General features: G+C 72.6%; 21 protein-coding genes and 1 pseudogene. 13 read left to right on the forward strand and 9 right to left on the reverse strand.

The features are described 5' to 3' along the window. Positions 1 to 55: 55 nt before the first annotated feature. Both ACFWU9_RS29085 and ACFWU9_RS29090 read right to left on the reverse strand, forming a co-directional pair. A complete protein-coding gene (locus tag ACFWU9_RS29085; RefSeq protein WP_384323702.1) occupies positions 56 to 850 on the reverse strand; it encodes a SigB/SigF/SigG family RNA polymerase sigma factor in 795 nt (264 codons plus the stop codon). A gap of 203 nt (positions 851 to 1,053) precedes the next feature. Next, positions 1,054 to 2,463 carry an NADP-dependent succinic semialdehyde dehydrogenase gene (locus tag ACFWU9_RS29090; protein ID WP_384323607.1) on the reverse strand — a complete coding sequence of 470 codons (1,410 nt, stop codon included), beginning with the start codon at positions 2,461 to 2,463 and terminating at the stop codon, positions 1,054 to 1,056. Positions 2,464 to 2,639: 176 nt separating this feature from the next. Between ACFWU9_RS29090 and ACFWU9_RS29095 the strand changes: the two genes are divergently transcribed. From ACFWU9_RS29095 to ACFWU9_RS29105, 3 genes are all read left to right on the forward strand, one after another. After that, positions 2,640 to 3,239: a class I SAM-dependent methyltransferase gene (locus tag ACFWU9_RS29095; RefSeq protein ID WP_384323609.1), complete on the forward strand. Its 600-nt coding sequence runs from the start codon at positions 2,640 to 2,642 to the stop codon at positions 3,237 to 3,239. Positions 3,240 to 3,368: 129 nt separating this feature from the next. Further along, on the forward strand, positions 3,369 to 3,701 hold the full coding sequence (locus tag ACFWU9_RS29100; RefSeq protein WP_384323612.1) for a hypothetical protein: 333 nt from the start codon (positions 3,369 to 3,371) through the stop codon (positions 3,699 to 3,701). A gap of 86 nt (positions 3,702 to 3,787) precedes the next feature. Further along, positions 3,788 to 4,720, forward strand: a complete 933-nt coding sequence (locus ACFWU9_RS29105; RefSeq protein WP_384323615.1) for a hypothetical protein — start codon at positions 3,788 to 3,790, stop codon at positions 4,718 to 4,720. A gap of 93 nt (positions 4,721 to 4,813) precedes the next feature. Here ACFWU9_RS29105 and ACFWU9_RS29110 read toward each other — a convergent pair whose 3' ends face one another. Continuing rightward, positions 4,814 to 4,996, reverse strand: a complete 183-nt coding sequence (locus tag ACFWU9_RS29110; RefSeq protein ID WP_189107215.1) for a hypothetical protein — start codon at positions 4,994 to 4,996, stop codon at positions 4,814 to 4,816. 125 nt (positions 4,997 to 5,121) lie between these two features. Then, on the reverse strand, positions 5,122 to 6,201 hold the full coding sequence (locus ACFWU9_RS29115) for a fatty acid desaturase family protein (protein WP_384323617.1): 1,080 nt from the start codon (positions 6,199 to 6,201) through the stop codon (positions 5,122 to 5,124). A 317-nt stretch (positions 6,202 to 6,518) separates the two neighbouring features. Here ACFWU9_RS29115 and ACFWU9_RS29120 point away from each other — a divergent pair. Together ACFWU9_RS29120 and ACFWU9_RS29125 are read left to right on the forward strand one after the other, a co-directional pair. Continuing rightward, a pseudogene (locus tag ACFWU9_RS29120) lies at positions 6,519 to 7,847 on the forward strand (SNF2 helicase-associated domain-containing protein); the annotation flags it as partial. Between the two features lie 65 nt (positions 7,848 to 7,912). Next, the gene (locus ACFWU9_RS29125) at positions 7,913 to 8,614 is read left to right on the forward strand and encodes an O-antigen ligase family protein (RefSeq protein WP_384323619.1); all 702 of its coding nucleotides are present in this window, start codon (positions 7,913 to 7,915) and stop codon (positions 8,612 to 8,614) included. A 53-nt stretch (positions 8,615 to 8,667) separates the two neighbouring features. Here the strand turns inward: ACFWU9_RS29125 and ACFWU9_RS29130 are convergent, their stop codons facing one another. Both ACFWU9_RS29130 and ACFWU9_RS29135 read right to left on the reverse strand, forming a co-directional pair. Continuing rightward, positions 8,668 to 9,288 carry a hypothetical protein gene (locus ACFWU9_RS29130; protein ID WP_384323621.1) on the reverse strand — a complete coding sequence of 207 codons (621 nt, stop codon included), beginning with the start codon at positions 9,286 to 9,288 and terminating at the stop codon, positions 8,668 to 8,670. 202 nt (positions 9,289 to 9,490) lie between these two features. Continuing rightward, complete coding sequence (locus tag ACFWU9_RS29135; protein ID WP_384323624.1) at positions 9,491 to 10,294, reverse strand: glutamate racemase; 804 nt, start codon at positions 10,292 to 10,294, stop codon at positions 9,491 to 9,493. 58 nt (positions 10,295 to 10,352) lie between these two features. On the opposite strand from ACFWU9_RS29135, the gene ACFWU9_RS29140 reads away from it, so the two are divergent. Then, on the forward strand, positions 10,353 to 11,543 hold the full coding sequence (locus tag ACFWU9_RS29140; protein WP_384323626.1) for a glycosyltransferase: 1,191 nt from the start codon (positions 10,353 to 10,355) through the stop codon (positions 11,541 to 11,543). A 24-nt stretch (positions 11,544 to 11,567) separates the two neighbouring features. Here the strand turns inward: ACFWU9_RS29140 and ACFWU9_RS29145 are convergent, their stop codons facing one another. After that, entirely contained in the window at positions 11,568 to 12,851 is a 1,284-nt protein-coding gene (locus ACFWU9_RS29145; protein WP_384323628.1) for a TerD family protein, read from the reverse strand. Positions 12,852 to 13,104: 253 nt separating this feature from the next. Here ACFWU9_RS29145 and ACFWU9_RS29150 point away from each other — a divergent pair, with 253 nt between their 5' ends. The 4 genes from ACFWU9_RS29150 (at position 13,105) to ACFWU9_RS29165 (ending at position 18,053) form a co-directional block, all read left to right on the forward strand. Further along, on the forward strand, positions 13,105 to 13,629 hold the full coding sequence (locus tag ACFWU9_RS29150; protein WP_384323630.1) for a DUF6643 family protein: 525 nt from the start codon (positions 13,105 to 13,107) through the stop codon (positions 13,627 to 13,629). 91 nt (positions 13,630 to 13,720) lie between these two features. Further along, a complete protein-coding gene (locus tag ACFWU9_RS29155; protein ID WP_384323633.1) occupies positions 13,721 to 14,692 on the forward strand; it encodes an MOSC domain-containing protein in 972 nt (323 codons plus the stop codon). 131 nt (positions 14,693 to 14,823) lie between these two features. Next, positions 14,824 to 15,432, forward strand: a complete 609-nt coding sequence (locus ACFWU9_RS29160; RefSeq protein WP_384323635.1) for a hypothetical protein — start codon at positions 14,824 to 14,826, stop codon at positions 15,430 to 15,432. Positions 15,433 to 15,629: 197 nt separating this feature from the next. Beyond that, a complete protein-coding gene (locus ACFWU9_RS29165; RefSeq protein WP_384323637.1) occupies positions 15,630 to 18,053 on the forward strand; it encodes a right-handed parallel beta-helix repeat-containing protein in 2,424 nt (807 codons plus the stop codon). Here ACFWU9_RS29165 and ACFWU9_RS29170 read toward each other — a convergent pair. Then, positions 18,023 to 20,464, reverse strand: a complete 2,442-nt coding sequence (locus ACFWU9_RS29170; protein WP_384323639.1) for a hypothetical protein — start codon at positions 20,462 to 20,464, stop codon at positions 18,023 to 18,025. The two genes, ACFWU9_RS29165 and ACFWU9_RS29170, sit on opposite strands and share 31 nt — an antisense overlap. Before the next feature lie 216 nt (positions 20,465 to 20,680). Between ACFWU9_RS29170 and ACFWU9_RS29175 the strand changes: the two genes are divergently transcribed. The 3 genes from ACFWU9_RS29175 (at position 20,681) to ACFWU9_RS29185 (ending at position 22,569) form a co-directional block, all read left to right on the forward strand. Then, positions 20,681 to 21,511 (forward strand): DeoR/GlpR family DNA-binding transcription regulator, encoded by an 831-nt coding sequence (locus tag ACFWU9_RS29175; RefSeq protein ID WP_384323705.1) that lies wholly within the window; start codon positions 20,681 to 20,683, stop codon positions 21,509 to 21,511. Beyond that, positions 21,508 to 21,963 (forward strand): SRPBCC family protein, encoded by a 456-nt coding sequence (locus ACFWU9_RS29180; RefSeq protein ID WP_384323641.1) that lies wholly within the window; start codon positions 21,508 to 21,510, stop codon positions 21,961 to 21,963. The genes ACFWU9_RS29175 and ACFWU9_RS29180 overlap by 4 nt, the downstream gene beginning before the upstream one ends. 126 nt (positions 21,964 to 22,089) lie before the next feature. Further along, positions 22,090 to 22,569, forward strand: a complete 480-nt coding sequence (locus tag ACFWU9_RS29185; RefSeq protein WP_384323644.1) for an SRPBCC family protein — start codon at positions 22,090 to 22,092, stop codon at positions 22,567 to 22,569. 28 nt (positions 22,570 to 22,597) lie between these two features. Here ACFWU9_RS29185 and ACFWU9_RS29190 read toward each other — a convergent pair whose 3' ends face one another. After that, positions 22,598 to 23,707 carry a PLP-dependent cysteine synthase family protein gene (locus ACFWU9_RS29190; RefSeq protein WP_384323646.1) on the reverse strand — a complete coding sequence of 370 codons (1,110 nt, stop codon included), beginning with the start codon at positions 23,705 to 23,707 and terminating at the stop codon, positions 22,598 to 22,600. Positions 23,708 to 23,823: the final 116 nt, after the last annotated feature.

A 23,823-nucleotide genomic window follows, 5' to 3' on the forward strand; every position in this document is an offset into this window, starting at 1 on the left:
GTCCGGCGCCGGAGGACCGGGCGCGGCGCCTTGCCGCCGCGCCCCCGCCTCCTACCTAGGCGGCGTCGCGCATCACATCCCTACGGATACGCGCGCAGGAGTCGTTGATCAGCCGCGAGACATGCATCTGCGAGATGCCGAGGTCCTCGGCGATGCTGCTCTGCGTCATCCCCCGGAAGAACCTCAGATAGAGGATCTTCTTCTCGCGGTCGGGAAGCCGGCGCAGCCGCGGCTTGACCGCCTCGCGGTCGATCACCGCGTCCAGCGCCTTGTCCGGCGCGCCGAGGGAGTCACCGAGCGTCGGTCCCTCCTCCGGGGAGGCGGGACTCGCGTCGAGCGACAGCACGCTGAAGCAGTCCATCGCCTCGACGCCCATGACCACCTCGTCCTCGGTCATTCCCGCGTGCAGGGCGATCTCCTCGACCGTCGGTGCCAGGACCCCGTGCCGCTGGGCCAGTTCGTCCCGGGCGTCCCGTACACGGCCCCGTAGCTCCTGCACCCGCCGCGGCACATGGACCGACCAGAGGCGGTCACGGAAGTGCCGCTTGAGCTCCCCGGTGATCGTGGGCACGGCGAAACTCTCGAACGCGGTGCCCCGGTGCGGGTCGTAGCGCTCCACGGCCTTCACGAGTCCGATGGCCGCGACCTGCCTCAGATCCTCCAGCGCCTCGCCCCGGTGCCGGAACCGTCCGGCCAGCCTGTCGGCCATCGGGAGCCACGCGCAGACGATCTCCCCGCGCTCCCGGATTCTCTCGGGCCCGTCCGGCAGCCGGACGGCCCGCTCGAAGGCCTCGGAGGTGTCAGGGACATCCTCGTGCCTCACCCGGTAGGCCATCACCCGAGGGGTCATGATGCTCTTCAGCTCCTCGCTCGACGCGGCCGTCGTCACCGGGGGAGCGCACGGCCGGCCGCCGGGCGACGCCCGGAGCGGTACGCCGCTCCACGGACGTGCCTCCTGTCCGAAGCACGAACTGCGTGTGCCCCTGAACACCCCCTGCAAACAAGGGGTGTTCAGGGGCACAGCCCGGCATTCGAGAGCTGTGGCGGGACTTCTCAGCTGTCCCCGTCGGGCTCGGCACCGTGCCAGACGGTCGTGACGTTGCAGAACTCGCGGATCCCGTGGTCCGACAACTCCCGCCCGTAGCCGGAGCACTTGACGCCGCCGAAGGGAAGCGCGGGGTGGGAGGCGGTCATCCCGTTGAAGAAGACACCGCCCGCCTGGAGGTCGCGTACGAAGCGGAGTACCTCCTCGTCGTCGCGCGTCCACACATTGGAACTCAGGCCGAACGGCGTGTCGTTGGCGACGCCCACCGCCTCGTCGAGACCGTCGACGCGGTACATGGTGGCGACCGGACCGAACGCCTCCTCGTGGTGGATGCGCATGTCGGCGGAGACATCCGTAAGGACGGTGGGTTCGTAGTACCAGCCGCCGCCGAGCCCGTCGGGGCGCCGCCCGCCGCAGCGGGCCATGGCGCCGCGGTTGACCGCGTCGTCGACCAGCTCCTCCAGGTCCGTGCGGCCCTGTTCGCTGGAGAGGGGGCCGACGTCGGTGGACTCGTCCATGGGGTCGCCGACCGTCAGCTTCCGCATCCCGGCGACGAAGCGTTCACCGAACGCGTCGTAGACGTCGGCGTGCACGATGAAACGCTTGGCCGCGATGCAGGACTGCCCGTTGTTCTGTACGCGGGCGGTCACCGCGACCCGCGCGGCGCGGTCGATGTCCGCCGACGGCATCACGATGTACGGGTCGCTGCCGCCGAGTTCGAGTACGGTCCGCTTCACCTCGTCGCCGGCCACCGCGGCGACCGAGCGCCCGGCGGGCTCACTGCCCGTGAGGGTCGCCGCCGCCACCCGACGGTCGCGCAGGACGGCCTCTACCGCGCGGGACCCTACGAGCAGCGTCTGGAAGCAGCCCTCGGGGAAGCCCGCCCTCCTGAAGAGGTCGCCCAGATACAGCGCGGTCTGCGGGACGTTCGACGCGTGCTTGAGCAGTCCGACGTTGCCCGCCATCAGGGCGGGCGCGGCGAACCGGACGACCTGCCAGAGCGGGAAGTTCCACGGCATGACCGCCAGCACGACGCCGAGCGGCCGGTAGCGCACGTACGCGCGCGCCGCCCCCGAGTCCCGTACGTCGGCGTCCGACGGGTGCTCGTCGGCGAGCAGCCGGCTCGCGTGCCGCGCGTACCAGCGCATCGACTTGGCACACTTCGCCGCCTCCGCGCGTGCGGCGGCGATCGGCTTGCCCATCTCGGTGGTCATGGTGCGGGCGATCTCGTCCTGGTCCTCCTCAAGGAGGTCGGCGGCGCGGTTCATCATCGCCGCCCGGTCGTCGAAGTCCGTCAGGCGGTACCGGTCGAAGGCGGTGGCAGCCGCGGCCAGGCGCCGCTCGATCTCGTCGGACCCCATGGCGTCGAACGTCTTGAGGGTCTCGCCGGTGGCGGGATTGACCGTGGCGATGGGCATGGGACAAGCCTCCTCTGACTCGGTTTTCTCCGACACTCGCGCGGTACGGGCGGGCCCGCAACGCGGGCGCGGCGGCCGTCCGGGTACCCGGCGCGCGCGTACGCACGCCTCGCCCCCACGTGGGCGGTACGCGGCGGGCGGGGTGCGGGTGGTCCCCGGCGGGGGATCATGTGCCCATGGCCGACGACCACGCGCACGTACAGGAATTCTTCGGCGTCCGGGCGGCGGACTGGGACGCGCGCTTCCCGGACGACGGCCCCGCCTACGCCGCCGCGGCGGCCGGCATGGGGCTGCGTCCCGGTGACAGCGTCCTGGACGCGGGGTGCGGCACCGGGAGGGCCCTGACGGCCCTGCGTGACGTCGTGGGGCCCCGGGGCAGGGTGCTGGGGGCCGATCTCACGCCCGAGATGCTCACGGCGGCCGTACGGAGCGGTCGTGACGCCGTCGGCGCCCTGCTGCTCGCGGACGTGGCACGCCTGCCTCTGCGCACGGGCTCCCTCGACGCGGTCTTCGCCGCCGGACTGATCGCGCACCTGCCCGAGCCGGCGACGAATCTGCGGGAGCTGGCACGGGTCGTACGGCCCGGTGGCCGGCTGGCGCTCTTCCACCCGATCGGGCGCGCCGCGCTGGCCGCCCGGCAGGGTCGGCGGATCACACCGGACGATCTGCGCGCCGAGGGCACGCTGCGTCCCCTGCTCGCCGGCGCCGGCTGGCGGCTGATCTCGTACGTGGACGAGGACGCCCGCTTCCTCGCACTCGCCCTACGGGAGGACTGAGCCCCGGGGAGAGCCCCCACGACGGCCGGGTAGTACGCACGGACGCGCCGAGTGCACCATCACATGAACGGGTATCGAACCCTGGTAGGAGGCGGGGGTCCCGAGGGATGGGCGAAAGGTGGACGGACGATGTTCGACAAACTGCGTCGGCTGCTCGTACCGGGCCGCACCGCCACACCGGTCGCCGAGCCTGCGGCGTCCCCCCGTACCAAGACACGGCAGCACAACCTGTTCGAGGCGGCGGCCTCCTACGTGGCGGCGACCGCCGACGACGACCAGGACCGGATGGACGAGGCGTCCGGTTGGGTCTCTCCCGAGGCGCTGTCCTTCGGTGTCAGTGAGCTTGCCTGCCGTGCGGTGATAGCGCTGGCGCGCGAGCGGGACGAGACGCCCGACCAGGTGGCGCGCAGCCTTCTCGGGCTGCCGGCGGCCCGGCGGGGCGGTCCGGACGTACGTGGGTGACCTCCGACCTCTCGACGGCCGGGCGGCCGACTGGCTAAGGTGCGCCGACGACTGATCGGACACGACCGTTCGGATGGGTAGGTGCCGTGACAGGTACGGACGAATCCGCCGATGAGGACGCGCTGTTTGTACTGTCGGCCCTCCTGCTGACACCGGCGCAGTTCCCCAGCGTCCTCGGCGACGACTTCCCCGAGGCGTGCGCGGCTCTCGGGCTGGAGCCGTACGACCGCGGATACGGTCTGGTGCTCGGCCAGGACGGCGGCGGCGCGCGCTGGACCGTGGCCGTCGACGACGTGTCACTGGTGGCCGTCGCCATCGCCGCGTGGGACTGCGGGATGGAGTACGACCTGTCGCCCGACGAGCGCACGGTGGTGGCGGCGCTTCCCGGCTGGCCGGTGGCCCTCGCCGTCGCGGCACCGGGCATTCCGGACCCGCACGATCCCGGTCCGGAGCCGGGAGAGGACGACGGGGCGAGACCGCCGCTCACGCCGCCCGACACGACGAGGTGGGGGTCGGCGCAGCGCCGTCTCGGGGCGGACGAGATCGCGCTCCAGTGGGAGGCCTGGCGTGAACAGTTCGACTCCGAGGAGGCGGAGCAGCGTGCCGACGCGGACGCCGGTGCGAAGGCCGGTGCGCGTGCGAGTGCCGCTTCCGCCGACGACCGGGGCGGGGCTCCCGCGAAGAAGACCGAATCGGACGACGCCGGGGGCGGAGGCGGGGACGGCGGCGGGCTGGACGGCACGGAAGCCCTTCACGACGGGGTTCGTCGCGTCCTGAAGGAACTGCGTGGCTACCTGGAGTCATCACCGCCACCGGGCAGGATTCGCTCCGGCTTCGCGCCCGCCGGTGCGCGGATGCTGCGGGCCGACGGCCCCGGCTGGTCGCTCGTCGCCAGAACGGACGACATCGCCTACATCCTGCTGGACGACGAACCGAACGAAGTGCTGCCCGTCGGCCGGGGACCGGAGCTGCCGAAGCTCCTCGACGCGCTGGACGGAATCGCTCTCCGCCCGTCCTGACCGGCTCCAGGGCCCACGAGCCCCCGTACGGTCCGCGACCACATCATGGGTCGGGGTGTGAGTACGGGGGCTTCTCCGCAGGTCAGCGAGGCGTCAGCGGCCGATCTCCTTGCGCGTTATGCGCTTGAGCCGACGGCGCTGCGAAGGGTCGAGCATCAGATAGGCCACGGCGGGCACGCCGAGCACCACCAGCAGCGACATCCAGAATCCGATGAATGGGATCAGGAGAAGACCGACGGCCACTCCCCCGACAGCGATCTTTGCCCTACTCGACATTTTCGACGCCTCCTTCGCGGCCGAAGCCGCTCACTGCAGATAGAACGCTCGCGAACGTCCGCCAGTTCCACTATGCGGTCTCCGCGCGTCCGATGCGCCGGTGAGCGGCGTTCCGTATCGCGGGGTCAGGCGGCGGCGCGCAGCGGGGCCCCGACCTCGTGCAGGTGCCCGAGCGCCTGCCGGTAGGAGTCGACCAGGCTCGTCTCCACGTAGGAGACCTCCATCTCCTCGCAGTACGCGCGGACCAGCGGCTGGGCCAGCTTCAGGTGCGGGCGGGGCATGCTCGGGAAGAGATGGTGCTCGACCTGGTAGTTCAGGCCGCCGAGGAACCAGTCGGTGACGAATCCGCCCCGGATGTTGCGGGAGGTGAGGACCTGCCGGCGCAGATGCCCCCAGCTCGCGAACTCCTCCTCGGTCGGGATCTTCATGCCCTTGTGGTTCGGCGCGAACGCCATGCCCAGGTGGAGGCCGTAGATCATCTGGTGGATCAGCAGGAAGGCGATGGCCTGGCCGACGGTGAGCGTCGTGAAGAGCAGCGCGAGGTAGGCGACGACGTGCACCACGAGCAGCGAGCCTTCGAGGAGGCGCTCACGCGGCGTCTGGCGCTGGGTGGCGCGCGAGAAGACGGACCGGAATCCGTACACCTTGAGGGCGATGCCCTCCAGGGTCGTCAGCGGGAAGAACATCACGGCCTGGTGGCGGGTGAGCCAGCGGCGGAAGCCCGTGCGGTCCCCGGTCTGGTGCTGCGCGAAGACGAGGATGTCGGCGCCGACGTCCGGGTCCTTCTCCAGATGGTTCGGGTTCGCGTGGTGCCGGTTGTGCTTGTCGTTCCACCAGTCCTGGCTCATTCCGAGCAGAAGATTGGCGTGGAAAAGCTGTACGGCGCGGTTCTTCCCGCGCGTGGAGAATATCTGCGCGTGGCCGGCGTCGTGCGCGATGAACGACATCTGGGACGACACGAGCGCCAGCGCCGGAGCCAGGAGCAGCGCCCACCAGGACTCCCCGATCAGCACCATCCCGACCACGATCGCCGCCATCTCGATCAGGTTGACGGCGATTCCGCGGGCGTACCAGGCGGTCCGCCGTTCGAGGAGGCCCTGCTCCCTGACCGTCCGCAGCAGGGGAGCGAAGTCGCTTCCGCCTGTACGGGCGGCCGTGGGGCCGGGGGTGGTGGTCTCCGCGACTTCTGCGGGGGCCTGGGACATGTCGGTCTCCGGATCTGTAGGCCGACGATCGTGTAGATCGTTTAGCTGGAAATTGGCAGGTCTGTGGGGGCCGTTCGAGTGGCGCGGATGGAGCTTGATCGCGCCGACGGGGAGAAACGTACGCGGAGTTGGGCCTCCAAAGCCATGCGGCCAACACCCGGAGGGGATGGGGGGCTTTTCCCGACCGAGGGGGTGGTGCTGCCTACACCCCCCGGCGCGGGCATGATTCTTGTCACCGTCCGGGCCGGTCCGCGCGCGGCCCGGGCGAGGTACCCTCGGCCGCTGCACCTTCACTAGTCAAACTTGAGGAACGTGTCATCGCCGTACACAGGCCCCCTGCGGCTACGCCCTCCCAGATTGCCCAACTCGCCCGCCGCGACGCTCTGTTCCTGCCCGGCGACCCGCCCCGGGACGGCCGGATCGCCTTCCTGGACCCGGACGGCGCCGCGCCGCCGGACTGGCCCGCCGCGTCGGACACGCCGACCTCGACGGGAACGGCGACGTCCGCTCGACAGACCGCGCCGGCCGCGCCGGCGGCATCGGCCGCTTCCGTCGGGGACCTGACCGTGGTCGGCGACGACCTGCTCCCGCGCACCGTCAGGGCCCTCTCGCTGCCCGTACGGGACGCGCTGCCCGTGCTGACCCGCGCCAGGGCCACCGCGCACGCCTCCCCCGCCACCGCCTTCTGGGGCGCCGCGTCGCTGCTGGCCCTGCAACTCGCGGCGCGCGGGAGGCTGTTGCCCGGTCTCTCGGCGACCGGTCACGACGCGTGGCGGGCCGGTCCCCTCACGCCGGACGACCTGGAGCGCGTCCGCGCGCTCGCCGCCTCGATGCCGCCCGGCGCGCACGCCGTGCCGCTCGACGCGACCACGACGGGTCCATTGCTGCTGCCCCGACCCGAGCGACTGCTGCGGCAGTTCCTCGACGCGGTCGCCGACGGTCTCGTCCGCACGCCCGCCGCGCCGATCGCCGCCGGGTCTCCCGCGTTCGCCGCGCCGGAGCCCCGCAGGCTGCCCGAACTGCGCGGCTGGGCCGCCGACGTGGCCGCGGGGCACGACGCGGGCGTACGGCTGTCGCTCCGGGTCGAGTTGCCCGGTCTGGCCGCCGTGGCGGCCGGAGCCGCCGCCGACAGCGGGGCCACGGACGGCGACGGCTCCGTGTCGGCCTCCGCCTTCCGTGCCGTCCTCCAGATGCACAGCGTCAGCGACCCGGCGGTCGTCGCCGACGCGGGCGACGTGTGGGCCGGCAGGGAGGCCGTGGACGGCTCGGGAGAGGCCTTCGGCCCCCGGGCCCGGATGGACGCCCTGCTGGCCCTCAGACGCGCCGCGCGCGCCTGGCCACCGCTCACCCCGCTCCTGTCCGCCACGGTGCCCGACGCCATCGACCTCGCCGACGAGGAGGTCACCGAACTGCTCGGGGAGGCGTCGCGGGCACTGGCCGCCACCGGAGTTCAGGTGCACTGGCCGAAGGCGCTGGCGCGCAAGCTGACGGCGCGCGCCGTCATCGGCCCGCCGGGCGACACGCCGGACGGGACCACCGGAGCGGAGGGCGACACGCGCGGGGGCGGACCGGCCGACCAGGGCGGTTCGGATCTGCCGTCGTTCCTGTCCGCCGACGCGCTGCTCGCCTTCAACTGGCGGCGGGCGACACCGCCGAGAGCGCGGCCCCGCCGGGGGACACGGGAGCGGTCGCGGCGCTGCTGATCCTGGCCGTGGGCGCCGCCTGCTGCGCGGCGGCCGCCGCGGGGACGACGAGACGGCGGAACACGCTGCTGGTACTCGCGGGCGCGGGCGCCCTCAGTGGTCCCGTGCTCGGTTCCGTCGCGGGGATGGCGGCGGCCGTCGGCGTGCTGCTGTGCTCACTCGCCGCGGCGAGGATGCGCCACCGATTGCTGGGGCTGGCGGGTTTCGCGGGCGCGACGTGTCTGATGGCCGGCGTCTTCTGGGCGGTGGCCGTACAGGCGCTGCCCGTGGGGCTGGCGTCCGCGCTGGAGGGGCAGCTCACGGCGCACCGGGTTCTTCTGTGGGAGGACGCGGTGGATCTCGTACAGGCGAATCCGCTGCTGGGCGCGGGCCCCGACCGGTTCGGCGATCTGAGCCCGACCGCGATGGAGTCGCTGGACTCGGACGGCAAGCCGCACTCGGCGCTGTTCCAACTGGCGGCGGAGCAGGGGGTCGCGGGGGTACTGCTGCTGGGGGCGGCCTTCGGCTGGCTTCTGTACGCCCTGTGGCGCTCGCCCCGCGCCACTCCCGTCGTTCTGACCGCCGGAGCCGCGCTGACGGCGCTGGCCGCTGTGGCGACGGTGGGCAACGCCCTGAGTTTCACACCGGTGACGGCGGGCGCGGGGCTCCTCGCGGGGCTGGCGACGGCGCGCACACCCGACGAGGTGTCGCCGGAGCGGGAACCGGTCTGATGTCGGGAACGGAAGCGGCGCCAACGCCAAGGGACGGGGACGGAGCTCTCGGGTCAGGACTCGGCGGACCCGCCCAGCGCTGTTCCGCCCTGCCGCGTCGTGCCGCGGTGCTGCTTGCCGAGTGTCACCTTGCCGGTGGCCGCCGTGCGGAGCCGGTCGCGGATGACGCGGACGGCCGCCTCCGCGTTGTCGACGGTCACCGTGAACGTCCTGCCGTCGCCGAGGCTCAGCACCAGTCCCTCGCCGCGCCGTACGACCACGGCGGTGCCCTGCTCGGGCCGCCAGCGGTAGCCCCAGCCGCCCCACTGCCGTGGTGTGACGCTGGGTTCGAAGTCGGCGCCGGTCACATGGGCGAGCGGGATACGGCGGCGTGGCAGCCCGGCGTGGCCGCAGCGCACCTCCAGGTGCTCGTGGTCGACCTTGACCGCGACGTGTACGAAGGCGAGCGTGCCGAAGAGGATCAGCAGCCCGGCGGCGACACAGCCGACCACCGACGCGGCCAGCGCGATGATGCCGGTCTCCCAGGAGGACTGGACAGCCAGCTCGATGCCGAGGGCGAGGCAGGCGACGCCCACCACGGCGAACAGCCACTGAATGCGGTTGTGCGCTCTACCGGTCCAGACTTCGGGGAGGGGCACTGTGCCAGGCCCCCCTCGCCGGGGGTGCTCCGTCATGGTTGCAGCGTACTCACGATCCGCCGGGCGGGCACCGCTGCGGCGGTAACCGGAGTGGGGACGCGGAGGGGATGTTCGCCTTGCGCCGTCACGACGGCGCCCCCTTCCCGCCCCGCCGTGACGATCCGCGCGTGAGGCCCGCAAACGGTCCACCCGGGTGAACCGCGCCGTTGTCCGTCGGCGCTTCCGCGGTGGAGGTCTCCTACTGATGCACGCGCGTGGCCTCGGCGAGCAGCCTGCCCTCCGCGTAGGTGAGGGCCGCGTCCGGCAGCGAGGCGCGCTGCCCGCCGAGCAGGACGGTCAGCTCGCCGGGCTCTTCGGCGATGGCGGCCGTGGTCCCGGGCGTGGCGGTGGCTCCGAGGCGGCGCAGCGCCTGCGCGGCGACGGCGCCGGCGGAGCCGTGCAGGGTCACCTCCGGCAGACCGGGGTGCCGCAGGGCCTCCCGGATGCGCTCACCCACCAGCTCGTAATGGGTGCAGCCCAGGACGACGGTTTTTACCTCACGCGGAGTGCGGGCCGCCGCCGCCGCGACGGCGCGGGCGATGCCCTCCTCGTCGGCGTGCTCCACCGCGTCCGCGAGACCCGGACACGGCACCTCGGTGACGTCGACCGAGGCGGCGAACGTGACGATGAGGTCACGCTGGTAGGGGCTGCCCGTGGTGGCCGGGGTGGCCCAGATCGCGACCGGCCCTCCCCCGGCCGCCGCCGGCTTGATCGCCGGGACCGTGCCGATGACGGGAAGTCCGGGCTCCAGGGCGGCGCGCAGCGCGGGCAGGGCGTGCACGGACGCGGTGTTGCAGGCGACGATCAGCGCGTCGGGACGGTGCGCGGCGGCGGCACGGGCGACCGTGAGCGCGCGCCCGACGACGTCCTCCGGTGTGCGGGGTCCCCAGGGCATGCTGCCGGGGTCCGAGGAGAGCACGAGACCGGCGTCCGGCCGCAGCCGGCGCATGGCGGCGGCCGCTGCGAGCAGCCCGAGACCGGAGTCCATCAGCGCGATCTTCACCCGGTCACCATAGACGACCGCCCTTGCGGTACCGCCGATGTGGGGCAGACTGCGGCGAATGAGCACCATCGCCTGGATCGCCGCGGCCTCGCTCGCCGCGTGGGGATTTCTGCTGCTGGGTCAGGGGTTCTTCTGGCGTACGGATCAGCGGCTGCCGCCGCGTGAGGCCCCGTCCACCCGGGTGGCTCCGTCCACGTGGCCGTCGGTCGCCGTGGTCGTACCGGCGCGCGACGAGGCGGAGATGCTGCCGGTGAGTCTGCCGTCGCTGCTGGCCCAGGACTATCCGGGGCGGGCGGAGATCTTCCTCGTGGACGACTCCAGCACGGACGGCACAGGCGCGCTGGCCCGGGAGTTGGCCGACCGGCTGGGCGGGCTTCCGCTGACGGTGCTCTCCCCGCCGGAGCCCGCGCCCGGCTGGACGGGAAAGCTGTGGGCGCTGCGGCACGGCATCGAACAGGCACGCGCGGAAGCCCCGGACTACCTCCTCCTTACGGATGCCGACATCGCGCACGAGCCGGACAGTCTGCGTGAACTGGTGGCCGCCGCGCGGACGAACGGGCTCGACCTGGTCTCGCAGATGGCCAGGCTCCGGGTGGCGAGCCCGTGGGAGCGGCTGATCGTGCCCGCCTTCGTCTACTTCTTCTCGCAGCTGTATCCGTTCCGCCGGGTCAACAGGCCGGGCGCCAGGACCGCCGCTGCGGCCGGCGGCTGTGTGCTCCTGCGGACGGAGATCGCGGAGCGGGCGCGTATCCCCGACTCCATCCGGCAGGCCGTGATCGACGACGTGTCGCTGGCGCGCACGGTGCGAAGGGCCGGGGGCCGGATCTGGCTCGGCCTCGCGGATCGGGTGGACAGCGTGCGCCCCTATCCCCGGCTGGCCGATCTGTGGCGGATGGTGGCGCGGAGCGCGTACGCCCAGCTCCTGCACAACCCGCTGCTGCTGGTCGGCACGGTGGCCGGGCTCGCGGTCGTCTATCTGGCGCCGCCGGTCGGGGTGTACGCGGGCCTGTCGGGGGGCGACGCTCCGGCCGGTCTGCTGGGCGGCGGGGCGTGGGCGGTGATGGCCGGGACGTACGTACCGATGCTGCGGTACTACCGGCAGTCGCTCTGGCTCGCCCCCCTGCTGCCCTTCACCGCCCTGCTCTACCTCCTGATGACCGTCGACTCGGCCGTGCGGCACTACCGGGGCCGCGGTGCGGCCTGGAAGGGGCGTACGTACGCCCGCCCTGAGGCCGCACCGGAGCGCTGAGACGCATGGCCGCGAGGGGCCGGGTCACTTACGGCCGGGCGTCCAGTTCATGCCCCAGCCGTAGGCGTAGTCGATGGTGCGCTGCGGGCTGACGCCCCGTTCCGGTACGAGGAAACGCGCTTCGCGCTGGACCACGAGATCGGAACCGGTATTGGTGATCAATGCCAGCGAGCAGACCGTGGAGGGAACTGTGCACTCACCGAGCGAGAAGTCGATCGCGGCGCCGTTCTGCGGCTGGAGTGTGACCGTGGCGTCGAGATCGGCGAAGCTGCGCGCCCCTTCGTAGATCGTCACGAAGATGACCACGCGGCGCAGTTGGTGCTTGTGATCGAGGTTGATGCTGAGATTCTCGCCGTTCGCCGAACCTCCGGTGCGGTCGTCACCGTCGAGATGGATGAACGGCGGCTGGTGAAGGGCCCCGAAGGCATTACCGAGTGCCTGGACGACGCCTTTGCGGCCGTCGGTGAGTTCATAGAGAGCGCACAGGTCGAGGTCGAGGTCGCCGTGCATCGCGACGGCCCGGCCCAGCTTCGCGCCCCATCCCTTGAACTGCTTGCGCATCTGCCAGCTGAGATTGACGCGCATCTCGCCGGAGTTGCCGCCCTGCTTCGACAGGGAGACCGACGGCGCGTCCTTGGTCAGCGTGACCTTGCTGAGCCGCACGGGCGTCGGGGCCGCCACGGGGGGCGCGGGCGGCGCCGGCGGGGCGGGCGGGGTGTACGTCGGCGGGGTGGGGGCCGCGACCGGGGCGGGCCGCGCGGGGGGCACGGGCGCGGCCTGCTGCGGCTCGTCGACGCTGATGCCGAAGTCCGTTGCCAGGCCCTCCAGTCCGCTGCTGTAGCCCTGGCCGACCGAGCGGAACTTCCAGGCGCCCTGCCGGCGGTAGAGCTCGCCGAGGACGAACGCCGTCTCGACGGTCGCGTCCTGGCTGTCGTACCGCGCGATCTCGGCGCCGGTCGCGGCGTCGACGACCCGTACGTAGAGACCGGGCACCCGGCCGAAGTTGCCGCCGTCCGCCGACGCGGCGACGACGATGCGCTCGATGTCGGCCTCCACCCGGGTCAGATCGACGGACAGGGTGTTGGTCACCGTGCCGGGGCCTGTGCCCTTTCCGTCGTACCGGACCGCGCCGGACGCGTGCGACGGCTGGTTGTAGAAAACGAAGTCCGCGTCCGAACGGACCTTGTCCGCCTTCAGCAGGAGCGCCGACGCGTCGACGTCCGGCGTCCCGGGCGCTGAACGCCATCCCAATTCGACACGCACGCTCGGTGCCGACACCGGAACATTGGCTCCTTTAAGCATGGACATGCTCGCCCCCATCGAGAGTCAGGTGACCCAGAGTTTTCCGTTGCGCCAAACCTAATCGCTGACGCGGCCGTCGCGCCCGGGCGGACCGACGGGTAACCCCCTTGGAGCTTGCCCTTTACACGATCACTACGCCGCCGGACGACCGATTTTCCCAAGTTCGCTCGCATTGGGGATCCGAAGTCGCCCAGAGCTCCCGAAAGAACCCCCTAATCGGACTCCCCAGACAGCACATCGTGGGCTTAACTTATGTTCCATGACCTCCCCCCGCGCCACCTACGGCGGCGGTTACTACACCGCGCCGTCGTTCCCGGACACCCCTATCTACGACTCACTGGTCGCGGAGCGGGGCACGCCTCAGATCGCCCCGATCCGAGTGCCTTCCGCCTACGACACCGGCAGCAGCTACCAGAGCAACAGCTATCTGCCGGCGCTGCCTTCGGCGCTTCCCGCGCTTCCGGCGGCTCCTTCGCAGCCCACGCCGTCCTACGGCGGGTACCAGCCGCAGCCGGCGCAGCACCCGGTGCCGCTCCAGAACGCCCCGGCGCCCTACATCCCGCAGCAGGCCCCGCAGCCCCGCGGCTACCAGGGCGCCCAGCCCTACCCGGCCCAGCAGCAGCCTCAGCAGCCGCGTCCCCAGCAGCCCAGGCCGCCGCAGCAGCAGCGGCCGGCGTCGCCGACGGGGTACGAGGCGATGCGACCCGCCGCACCGCGTCCGGCGCCCGCGCCGGTGCAGTACGACGACCCCTACAACCGGCCCTACCAGAGCCGGGGTTACTGACACCGGGCGGCCCTGGAGGGCCGTAGGCGCCGGGGAATCCGGGACGGGAGGAGGCGGCCGGGGAGGCCGGGGCTGCTGGCAGGATGGCCGTATGCCTCAGCCGTCCTCTCCAGTCCTGCGTGCGCTGCGCGTTCATCCGGTGAAATCGGTGGGAGGTTTCTCGGCCGACAGCGCGGTCGTGGAGCCCTGGGGTCTGGCGGGCGACCGCCGATGGACGCTGGTGGACGAGTCGGGCAGCGTGGTGACGCAGCGCGAGCAGCCACGACTCGCGCTCGCCCGCGCCGAACTGCTGCCGGGCGGCGGTCTCGTGCTGTACGCGCCCGGCCGGGAACGGCTTGAGGTGGCGCCCCCCGGAGGGGACGCGTTGCCCGCGGACGGCCGACGGAGGGGCGGCCAGGGGAGAAGTGGTGCGGGAGTAAACGCCGTACGTACGGGCGACCCGCGAACAGACGGAGCGGAAACGGGCGTTGGTGTCACCCCGGTGGACGCTCATACGAATGACATCGTGGTGGACGTTTTCGGTACGAGAGTTGACGCCTCACTCGTCGACGCCCGGGCGCACGAGTGGTTCAGCCGCCATCTCGGGGTGGAGGTCCGGCTGGTACATCTGAGCGACCCGGTGGGCGCCCGGCCGATCGATCCCCGCTACGGCCTTCCCGGCGAGACCGTCAGCTTCGCCGACGGCTACCCCCTCCTCGCCGTCTCCCTCTCCTCGCTCGACGCCCTCAACTCCCTGATCGCGCAGGGCGACCACGCGGACGAGGGCCCGCTGCCGCTGAACCGCTTCCGGCCGAATCTCGTCGTCGCGGGGACGGCTCCCTGGGCCGAGGACGAGTGGGTCCGGGTCACCGTCGGCGAGGTCACGTTCCGGGTCGCCAAGCCCTGCGGGCGCTGTGTGATCACCACGACCGACCAGCGGACGGCCGAGCGCGGCAAGGAGCCCCTGCGCACCCTGGCCCGGCACCGCCGGTTCGGCGGCCGGCTGATCTTCGGGCAGAATCTGGTACCGGAGAACACCGGAACGGTGCAGGTCGGAGACGCGGTGAAGGTGCTCACCGCGTAGCGGGAGCCGGATCCGGCCCGTCGGACGGAGGGGTGATTTCGCTCTCCCTTCGGCCCTTTCGCGCGTGCCGCGCCTTCCTCGGGGCTATCACGGACTGGGGAACGGATCGAAACCGGAAGGGGTGCGGCGCGATGCGAGCGGTCGTGGGACTCCGGCGCTGGCGGCACAACCCGCTGCGCAGAAAGACCGATCTCGTCGAGGCATGGGTCGCGCTCGGCGCCCTGCTCCTGATGATCCTCGGTGTGCCGGCGATTGGCTGGATCTCGGGCGCCCTGACCGACGGGGCGTTCCGCCGGACGATCCAGGCGCAGCACGAGGAACGCCACCGCACACAGGCCCTGGTGGTCCGTCATGCCACGGCGACGGCCCGGGTGACGTTCGACCCCGAGACCTCGGCCGCGCGCGACGCCGGCCGGCCGGTGATCGCCGGATGGACGGCCCCGGACGGAAGTCGGCGGACGGGGGTCGTCCGGTCGGCGCCGCCGCGTATCCGGCCGGGCGAGACCTTCCCGGTCTGGACGGACGCCGAGGGGCGGCTCGCCAGGCGTCCGGTGGATCTCACCACGGCCCGTACGCACGCCGTGCTGGCGGGGATCGGGGTGGCCGCCGTGGCCGCCGGTCTGATCGAGGCCGGCCGGCGGCTGATCGTGTGGAGACTCCAGCGGCGGCGGTACGCGCGGCTCGACCTGGCCTGGGCCAAGGCCGGTCCGGACTGGGGCCGTACGGGCGCGGGCAGCTGAGCGGCAGCGGGCGGGCGGCGCTTCTCCCGGCGGCCGGAAGCACCGGGAACGGCTCTTGGGTCAACTCCGCGGTGCCGCGCGCGCTACGGTGGTGCGACCCGGTTCTCTGTGACGACCGGGACTTCCTTGAGTTGGCCCCTCAGCGGGTCCGGTCGGCACAGACGCGCAGGCGCACGAGGTGGGGACAGAACAACACCATGGCACAGGGCACCGTCCAGGTGACGCACACCGGCACCTCGCGTTGGCGCCGCCGTACCGGCGAGTACGCCTCCCTCGGCGCGGCCCTGGAGGCCGCGGGCGACGGCGACATACTCACCGTCGCGCCGGGGACCTACCGGGAGAACCTCGTCGTCACGCGCGCCGTCACGCTGCGCGGGCCCGAGGGTTCGTCGGGCTCGGTGCGGATCGCTCCGCCGGACGGCGTGCCGCTCACGGTGCGCGCCTCCGCGACCGTCCATGACCTGCATGTGGAGGGCCAGGACAGCACCGCCCCCGCGCTGCTCGTGGAGGACGGCACCCCGGAGCTGACGGATCTGCGGATCGTCACCCGCTCGGCCGCCGGGATCGAGGTGCGCGGCGCCGCGCGTCCCACCGTCCGCCGCTGCACCGTCGACAACCCGGCCGGGGTCGGTGTGGCCGTACTCGACGGCGCCGGCGGGGTCTTCGAGGACTGCGAGGTGGTCGCGGCCGGGCAGTCGGGCGTCTCCGTACGCGGCGGGGCGCATCCCCGGCTCGAACGGTGCCGGATCCACCACGCGTCGGGCGGTGGACTGACCGTCACCGGCGAGGGCAGCGGTCTGGAGGCCGTCGGCTGCGAGGTGTACGAGATCAAGGGCACCGGCGTGCAGATCGCCTCACGCGCGGCGGCCCATCTCACCGACTCCAGCGTGCACCGCACATCGGCGGACGGCATCACGCTCGACACCGACGCGGTGCTGACGCTCTCCGACTGCGACATCCACGACATCCCGGAGAACGCGGTCGATCTGCGCTCCCGTTCCGTGCTGACGCTGACCCGCTCCACGGTGCGGCGCTTCGGCCGTAACGGGCTGTCGGTCTGGGACCCGGGCACCCGGGTGGACGCCAACCAGTGCGAGATACATGACAGTACGGGCGACTACCCGGCGGTCTGGGTGAGCGACGGGGCGACGGTGGTCCTCGACTCGTGCCGCGTGCACGACGTGCCGGACGCGCTGTTCGTCCTCGACCGGGGATCGCGCGCGGACGTCGTGGACAGCGATCTCTCCCAGGTCCGCAACACCGCCGTGTCGGTGAGCGACGGCGCCACCGCGCAGCTCGACGACTGCCGTATCCGGGAGGCCGCGACCGGCGCCTGGTTCCGGGACCACGGGAGCGGCGGCACGCTCAACTCCTGCACCATCGACGGTGTGCAGACCGGTGTCATCGTCACCAAGGGCGCCGACCCCACCATCGAGCGCTGCACGATCACCTCGCCCGCCGAGGCCGGTTTCTACGTCTCCGCCGAGGGCCGGGGCACCTTCCACGACTGCCGGGTGACGGGCAGCGGCGGTTACGGCTTCCATGTGATGGACGGCTGCCGTACGACACTGACGCGCTGCCGCACCGAGCGTTGCGCGCGCGGGGGGTACGAGTTCCCCGAGGGCGGCACGTCGGGCGCCGAAGGCCCCGGGCCGACCGTGGAGGACTGCACCAGCGACGAGAGCGGTGTGCTGGTCGCGCCCCCGCAGCCGACGGCCGCGCTGACCGCCACCCAGACGACCGGGCTGCTGGGCGCGGTCCCGGCCCAGGGCGCCACGGCCGTGCCGGAGGCGCCGCCGGCCAAGCCGGTACGGGAGCCGGGCAAGGTCCTCGGTGAACTGGACGCGCTGGTCGGGCTGGAGAGCGTCAAGCGCGAGGTCCGGGCCCTCACCAACATGATCGAGGTCGGCAGGCGCAGGCAGCAGGCCGGGCTCAAGGCCGCCTCCGCCCGCCGCCATCTGGTCTTCACCGGCTCCCCCGGCACCGGCAAGACGACGGTGGCCAGGCTCTACGGCGAGATCCTGGCCTCGCTCGGGGTGCTGGAGCGCGGTCATCTCGTGGAGGTCTCCCGGGTGGATCTGGTGGGCGAGCACATCGGCTCCACCGCGATCCGTACGCAGGAGGCCTTCGACCGGGCGCGCGGCGGTGTGCTGTTCATCGACGAGGCGTACGCGCTGTCGCCCGAGGACTCGGGGCGCGACTTCGGCCGTGAGGCCATCGACACGCTGGTGAAGCTGATGGAGGACCACCGGGAGGCGGTGGTGGTGATCGTCGCCGGGTACACGGTGGAGATGGAGCGGTTCCTGGCCGTCAACCCCGGTGTGGCGTCCCGTTTCTCACGCACCATCACCTTCGACGACTACGAGGCGGACGAGCTGCTGCGGATCGTGGAGCAGCAGGCCGAGGAGCACGAGTACCGGCTGGGCGCGGGCACGGCCGAGGCCCTGCTCAAGTACTTCGCCGTGCTGCCCAAGGGGCCGGCGTTCGGCAACGGCCGTACCGCGCGTCAGACGTTCGAGTCGATGGTGGAACAGCACGCGAGCAGGGTCGCCCAGCTGCCGGAGACCAGCACGGACGACCTGACGCTGCTCTACGCGGACGATCTGCCCGAACTCCCCTGATCCGCCGCCTCTCCGCGCGGCCCGCCCATCCCGTCCGAGGTGCCGCCGTGGCGCTGCGCCGGCAGTGCGGGCGGCAACCGGTCGAGCAGTGCGGCGCGTTCCTCGGCGAAGACGGGATCGTCCTGGTACTTGGAGTGGCCGAGGATCGCTTCGGGCAGCGGATGGCGCGCCGTACGGCCGTAGGCGAGCGGGTCCTTGAGGGGCTCCTGGTCCACGGCCGGTCCGTCTCCGGCGTCGAGCCGCACCGGGCCGCCGATCGGGTCGGTGGCGCGCCACAGATTGCGCCAGCAGTGCACCTCCCTGTCCAGGTCACGGAGCGGCGCGGCGCCGAAGTAGGCGGGGAACCAGCGGCCGTACAGCCGCTCCAGCGGTGATCCGTAGGTCAGCAGCGCCACTTGGTGGCGGGTGCTCTCGGGCAGCTGCCAGACCGCGGCGGCGGCCAGCACGCTGCCCTGCGAATGGCCGGAGATGACGAGGCGTCCGCCGGTGCGGGCGGTCCAGGAGGCCATGCGCCAGGTGAGGTCCGGTACGGCGCGTTCCGCGTAGCAGGGCGGCGCGAAGGGGTGCGAGGCGCGTGGCCAGAAGGTGCCGACGTCCCAGAGGATGCCGATGGTGCGCCGGGCGGAGGCGTCGCGGTAGGCGCGCCGGCCCCAGGTGACGAAGAGTATGAAGCCGAAGCCGATCAGCCAGGAGCCGAGCGCCTGCGCGGTGTCGGCGATCGACTGGATCGGCGCGGGTCCGCCCTCGGCGGCCCGGCCGGGCACGTCCCCGCTCAGCCAGGCGCCGACGACGGCGCCTGCGCCGAGCACGAGTGTGGCGCCGGAGACGAGTCCGACCAGCCAGGGCACCGCGTCGGTGAGCCGGGCGCGGGCGCGGGCCCCGGCGATCTGCCGGCTGCGGGCGGGGTCCGGGGTGACCTTCGACCCCCGGGGCGCGTACTCCGCCTCCACGAGGGGCGCCAGACGGCGGCCGGTGCGCACGGTGCGGACGGCCAGGACGACGACGGGGATCACCAGCAGCACCAGCAGGACGGGGATGACGGCGGCCTGCCAGCTCAGCAGCACCGGCGGTCCGGCGATGACCCCCTCCCCCATGCCCGGCGTGCCGGGTCCGTCGAGCCAGTCGGCGACACGCTGGGCCACGCCACCGGTCATCACGCCGCCGAGGGCGCAGGCCAGCATGGCGACGGCGGGGCCGCCGAGGCCCTGGAGCACGATCCGCTCGTGCGGGGCGCGGCGGTGCAGGGCGAACGCCGCCGCCGCGAGAGCGACGACGAGAACGGCCTGGGCTATCACCAGCACGGGGAAGGTGACGGAGCCGGGCAGGGTGCCGGAGGAGACCCAGTCGGGGCGGGACCAGGCGGCGTACACCACCGAGACCCCGACCAGGGCCAGCGAGACGGACGGCAGCCGGGTGATGAGCGCCCTGTCGAGCGTGCCGTCGCTCTTGCGTTCGCTGCGCCCTCTGCTGCACACCACCCAGATCACAACGAGCGCGCCGGTGGCCAGAGTTGCCTGGAGCAGCCAGCCGACGATCTCCCGGGTGGCGCTCGGGGCGCCCCGGTCGTAGCGGGCGGCGGCGCCGGTGACGGCGGCCGCGACGGTGAGGAATCCGGCGGCGGTGTGCGCGGCGCGCAGGCGCGCGACGAGCCTGCGGCCGTACCAGAAGCCGGGCCTGGCGAGTGCGGGGCGGTAGGGGTCCGTCGCGGGGGCGGCGTCCGCACTGGTGGCCGTCGGGGCGTCGGCGCCGGGCTCGGGGCGGAGACCGCCCGGGGCGCCGTCGGTCGGCGGGCGCTGGGCCTCGTAGGCGCTCCAGGTCCGGTTGGAGAGATACCACAGGAGGCCCACCAGCGCGGCCGGTACGAGTGCGGCGAGCGCGAGCCTACGGCCGGGCTGGGTCCACCAGCCGTCGCCCGTGGCCGACAGGAAGCCCAGCCAGGACCGGTCGTCCGCGCAGCCGGCGGAGCCCGCGCACTGCCAGGCCACCAGATCGAGGGCGACCTCGCAGACGGCGGCGGTCAGCAGCACCGTGAGCGTGAGGGCGAGCAGCCGCACGAGCAGCCCGTAGAGCCGCTGGGTCCGGGCGAGTCCGTTGGTCGCCGGGCGCATCCAGTGCGCGAGGTTGACGACCATGAAGGGAAGCAGCAGCAGCCACAGGGCCCGGCCTGCGTTGCCGGAGGTGAGGTTGGACCAGCAGTACGCCTCGGGCACCGGCCCGTCCTCGTACCGCTCGGGGTGTGCCTCGGCGTCCACGTCGTCGGGACGCCGGTGGATGGCCGCCGTCTCGTCGCCGGTGATCCGGACGGTGTACGGATCGGCCAGCATCGCCTGCGGGGTGGCGCCGCCCACTCCGTGGACCAGCAGTTCGAGCGCGGCGCCTCCGCCGCGGTCGGCGGTGGGCTCAGGGGACACGTCGATGACTCGCTCTCAGCCGGCGTCCAGGGCGTGTGGGGTGGTCGCGCCCGGCACACGCCGTCGGGCGGTGTCCGCCCCCAGCGACTCTCCCCGGGCCGGGGCGGGCCGACACCTGCGTACGGGGCCCAACAGCGTGGGAGGATGAGGAACCCTGATGATCAGCTGTGTACGGCGGCCGCGCACGACGCCGACGTGGAAGGACAGGCCCCGGTGGTGAGCGACAACCAGAACCTCCTCGCGGAACAGCGCCGAGCCCTGATCCTCGACGAGGTACGCCGGCGCGGCGGTATCCGCGTCAACGAACTGACGCGCAAGCTCAACGTCTCCGACATGACGGTCCGCAGGGACCTCGACGCGCTCGCCCGGCTCGGCGTCATCGAGAAGGTGCACGGCGGCGCCGTCCCCGTGGTCGAGGCGAGCACCCACGAACCGGGCTTCGAGGCCAAGTCGGAGCTGGAGCTGAGCGCCAAGGAGGACATCGCGCGGACCGCGGCGGCCATGGCGGTGCCCGGCCGGGCGATCGCCCTGTCGGGCGGGACGACCACGTACGCGCTGGCGCACCATCTGCTGGACGTGCCCGATCTGACGGTGGTGACGAACTCGGTGCGGGTCGCCGACGTGTTCCACGCCGCGCAGCCCGCCGGTACGTCGGGCGGTCAGCGCGCGGGCGCCGCCACCGTCGTGCTCACGGGCGGTGTCCGTACACCGTCGGACTCGCTGGTCGGCCCGGTCGCCGACCAGGCGATCCGCTCGCTCCACTTCGACGTGCTGTTCCTCGGGGTGCACGGGATCTCCGCCGAGGCCGGTCTCTCCACTCCGAATCTGGCCGAGGCGGAGACCAACCGCCGTTTCGTGCGGTCGGCGCGCCGGGTGGTGGTCGTGGCGGACCACACCAAGTGGGGGACGGTGGGCCTGAGTTCGTTCGCGACGCTGGACCAGGTCGACACCCTGGTCACGGACGCGGGGCTGTCGCCCGAGGTGCGCGAGGAGATCATCGAACACCTTCCCGGTCTGGTGGTCGCCGGGGAATCGGGTGACCGGTGACCGTCTTCTCCCTCGCCCGCCGTACGCCGCTGCCGCCCGAGGAGGCCTGGCGACGGGTCACCGACTGGCCGGCGCACGGCCGCCGGGTCCCGTTGACGCGGATACTGGTGGAGACGCCGGGTCCGACCGGGACGGGGACGGTGTTCGTGGCGCGAACGGGCGTGGGGCGGCTGCGGTTCGACGACCCGATGGAGGTCGTGCGCTGGGAGCCGCCCGCGGAGGGGCGCCCCGGCCACTGCCGGCTGGAGAAGCGCGGCAGGGTGATCACGGGCTGGGCCGAGATCGAGGTGGCGCGGACGGGCCCTGAGGACGGCGATCGGACGCTGGTCCGCTGGTCGGAGGAGCTGCGTGTCGCCTTCCTCCCCCGCTTCCTCGACGGTGTGGTCGCACGGGCGGGACGTGTCGTCTTCGGCCGGGTGGTGGACGGGCTTCTGCGCGTCCGGGAGAGCTGACTCCGGGCCGGAGGCACCGCTCGCGTCGTGAGTGCGCCGACCCGGGGCCGGAGGCAGCGCCGATTCGGTCGGCGAGTATGCTCCGCCGTTACGACTCTCCGTCAGCCTCCTTGGGACGTGATGTTCATGACCGTCCGTCAGCTGCGTCCCGTCGACGCCGGGTTCGCCGAGTCCGCGCCCGTGCGCCTGGTGTTCAGCGGCGAGCTGGCCGCGCCGCCCGGGGCCGTCTACCGGGCGCTGGCCGACGAGACCGAGGCCTGGCCCCGTTGGTTCACCGCCGTGAGCGCGGCACGGCCGACGCCCGGCGGTCGTGAGGTCCGTCTGCGGATGGGCGGGAGGTTCACCGAGACGATCCTCCGCGCCGAGCCGGACACCCGCTACACCTACCGCGTCGACACCTCGACCACGCCCGGGCCGCTGGCCGGGGTCGAGGACTGGCGGCTGACGCCGGCCGGCGGCGGCACCCGCGTGAGCTGGACGTTCGCGGCGGACGGCAGCAGGCCCTTCCTGCTCCTGCTCAAGGCGTCCCGCCCGGGACTGGCGCGCACGTTCACCGTGTCCATGCGCCGGCTGGACCGTCGGCTGGCCGCGCCGTCGGCCCGCTGATCCGAGCCGGGGGCGGGGACGACGCTCGTCAGCTCTGCCAGTCCCCGCTCCGCAGGAAGCGCTCGATCGTTCCGGTGTAGGGCGCGATGTCGATGCCCTGCGCGGCCAGCCAGTCGTCGGAGTAGTACTTGTCGAGATAGCGCTCGCCCGGGTCGCAGATCAGGGTCACCACACTGCCCCTGCGGCCCTCGGCGACCATCTCGGAGACGATCTTCAGCGCGCTCCACAGCCCGGTGCCGGTCGAACCGCCCGCCTTCCGGCCGATGTTGTGCTCCAGCACGCGTACGGCGGCGATGCTCGCCGCGTCCGGGACCTTCATCATCCGGTCGATGGCGCCGGTCACGAAGCTCGGTTCCATCCGGGGTCTGCCGATGCCCTCGATCCGGGAACCGCGGTCACCGGACGCCTGGGGATCCTGGCGGGTCCAGCCGTCGAAGAAACAGGAGTTCTCCGGGTCCGGGACGCAGATCATGGTGTCGTACTGCATGTAGCGCACATAGCGGGCGATGGTCGCCGACGTACCGCCGGTGCCGGCGGTCGCCACGATCCACGCGGGTTCCGGGTAGCGCTCCAACCGCAGCTGCTGGTACATCGATTCGGCGATGTTGTTGTTGCCCCGCCAGTCGGTGGCCCGCTCCGCGTAGGTGAACTGGTCCATGTAGTGCCCGCCGGTCTCCGCGGCGAGGCCGGCCGACTCCTCGTACATCCTGCGCGAGTCGTCCACGAAGTGGCAGCGCCCGCCGTGGAATTCGATGAGCCGGCACTTCTCGGGACTGGTGGTGCGCGGCATGACGGCGATGAACGGGACGCCGATCAGCTTCGCGAAGTACGCCTCCGACACCGCGGTCGACCCGCTGGACGCCTCGATGACGGGCTTACCGGGGCGGATCCAGCCGTTGCAGAGCCCGTACAGGAACAGCGAGCGGGCGAGGCGGTGCTTGAGGCTCCCGGTCGGGTGGGTGGACTCGTCCTTCATGTACAGGTCGATGCCCCACCGCTCGGGCAGCGGGAAGAGCAGGAGGTGGGTGTCGGCCGAGCGGTTGGCATCGGCCTGTACCTTGCGTACGGCCTCCTTGAGCCAGGCGCGGTACGCGGGGTCCCCGCGGTCTACGTCGATGGTCTGCTGCCGCTCCGTCATGCGCGCCGCCCTTCGTCCCGCCTCTGGCCGGGTCCGCGTACGCCCGCCCGCTCCGGTCCCGCGCCACGATAAGCCCTCGACCTGCGCAAACCATGCCTTTGGGTATCCATAGCCAC

Origin of the sequence: Streptomyces sp. NPDC058653 (genome assembly GCF_042716895.1) — a bacterium.
Classification (GTDB): Bacteria; Actinomycetota; Actinomycetes; order Streptomycetales; family Streptomycetaceae; genus Streptomyces.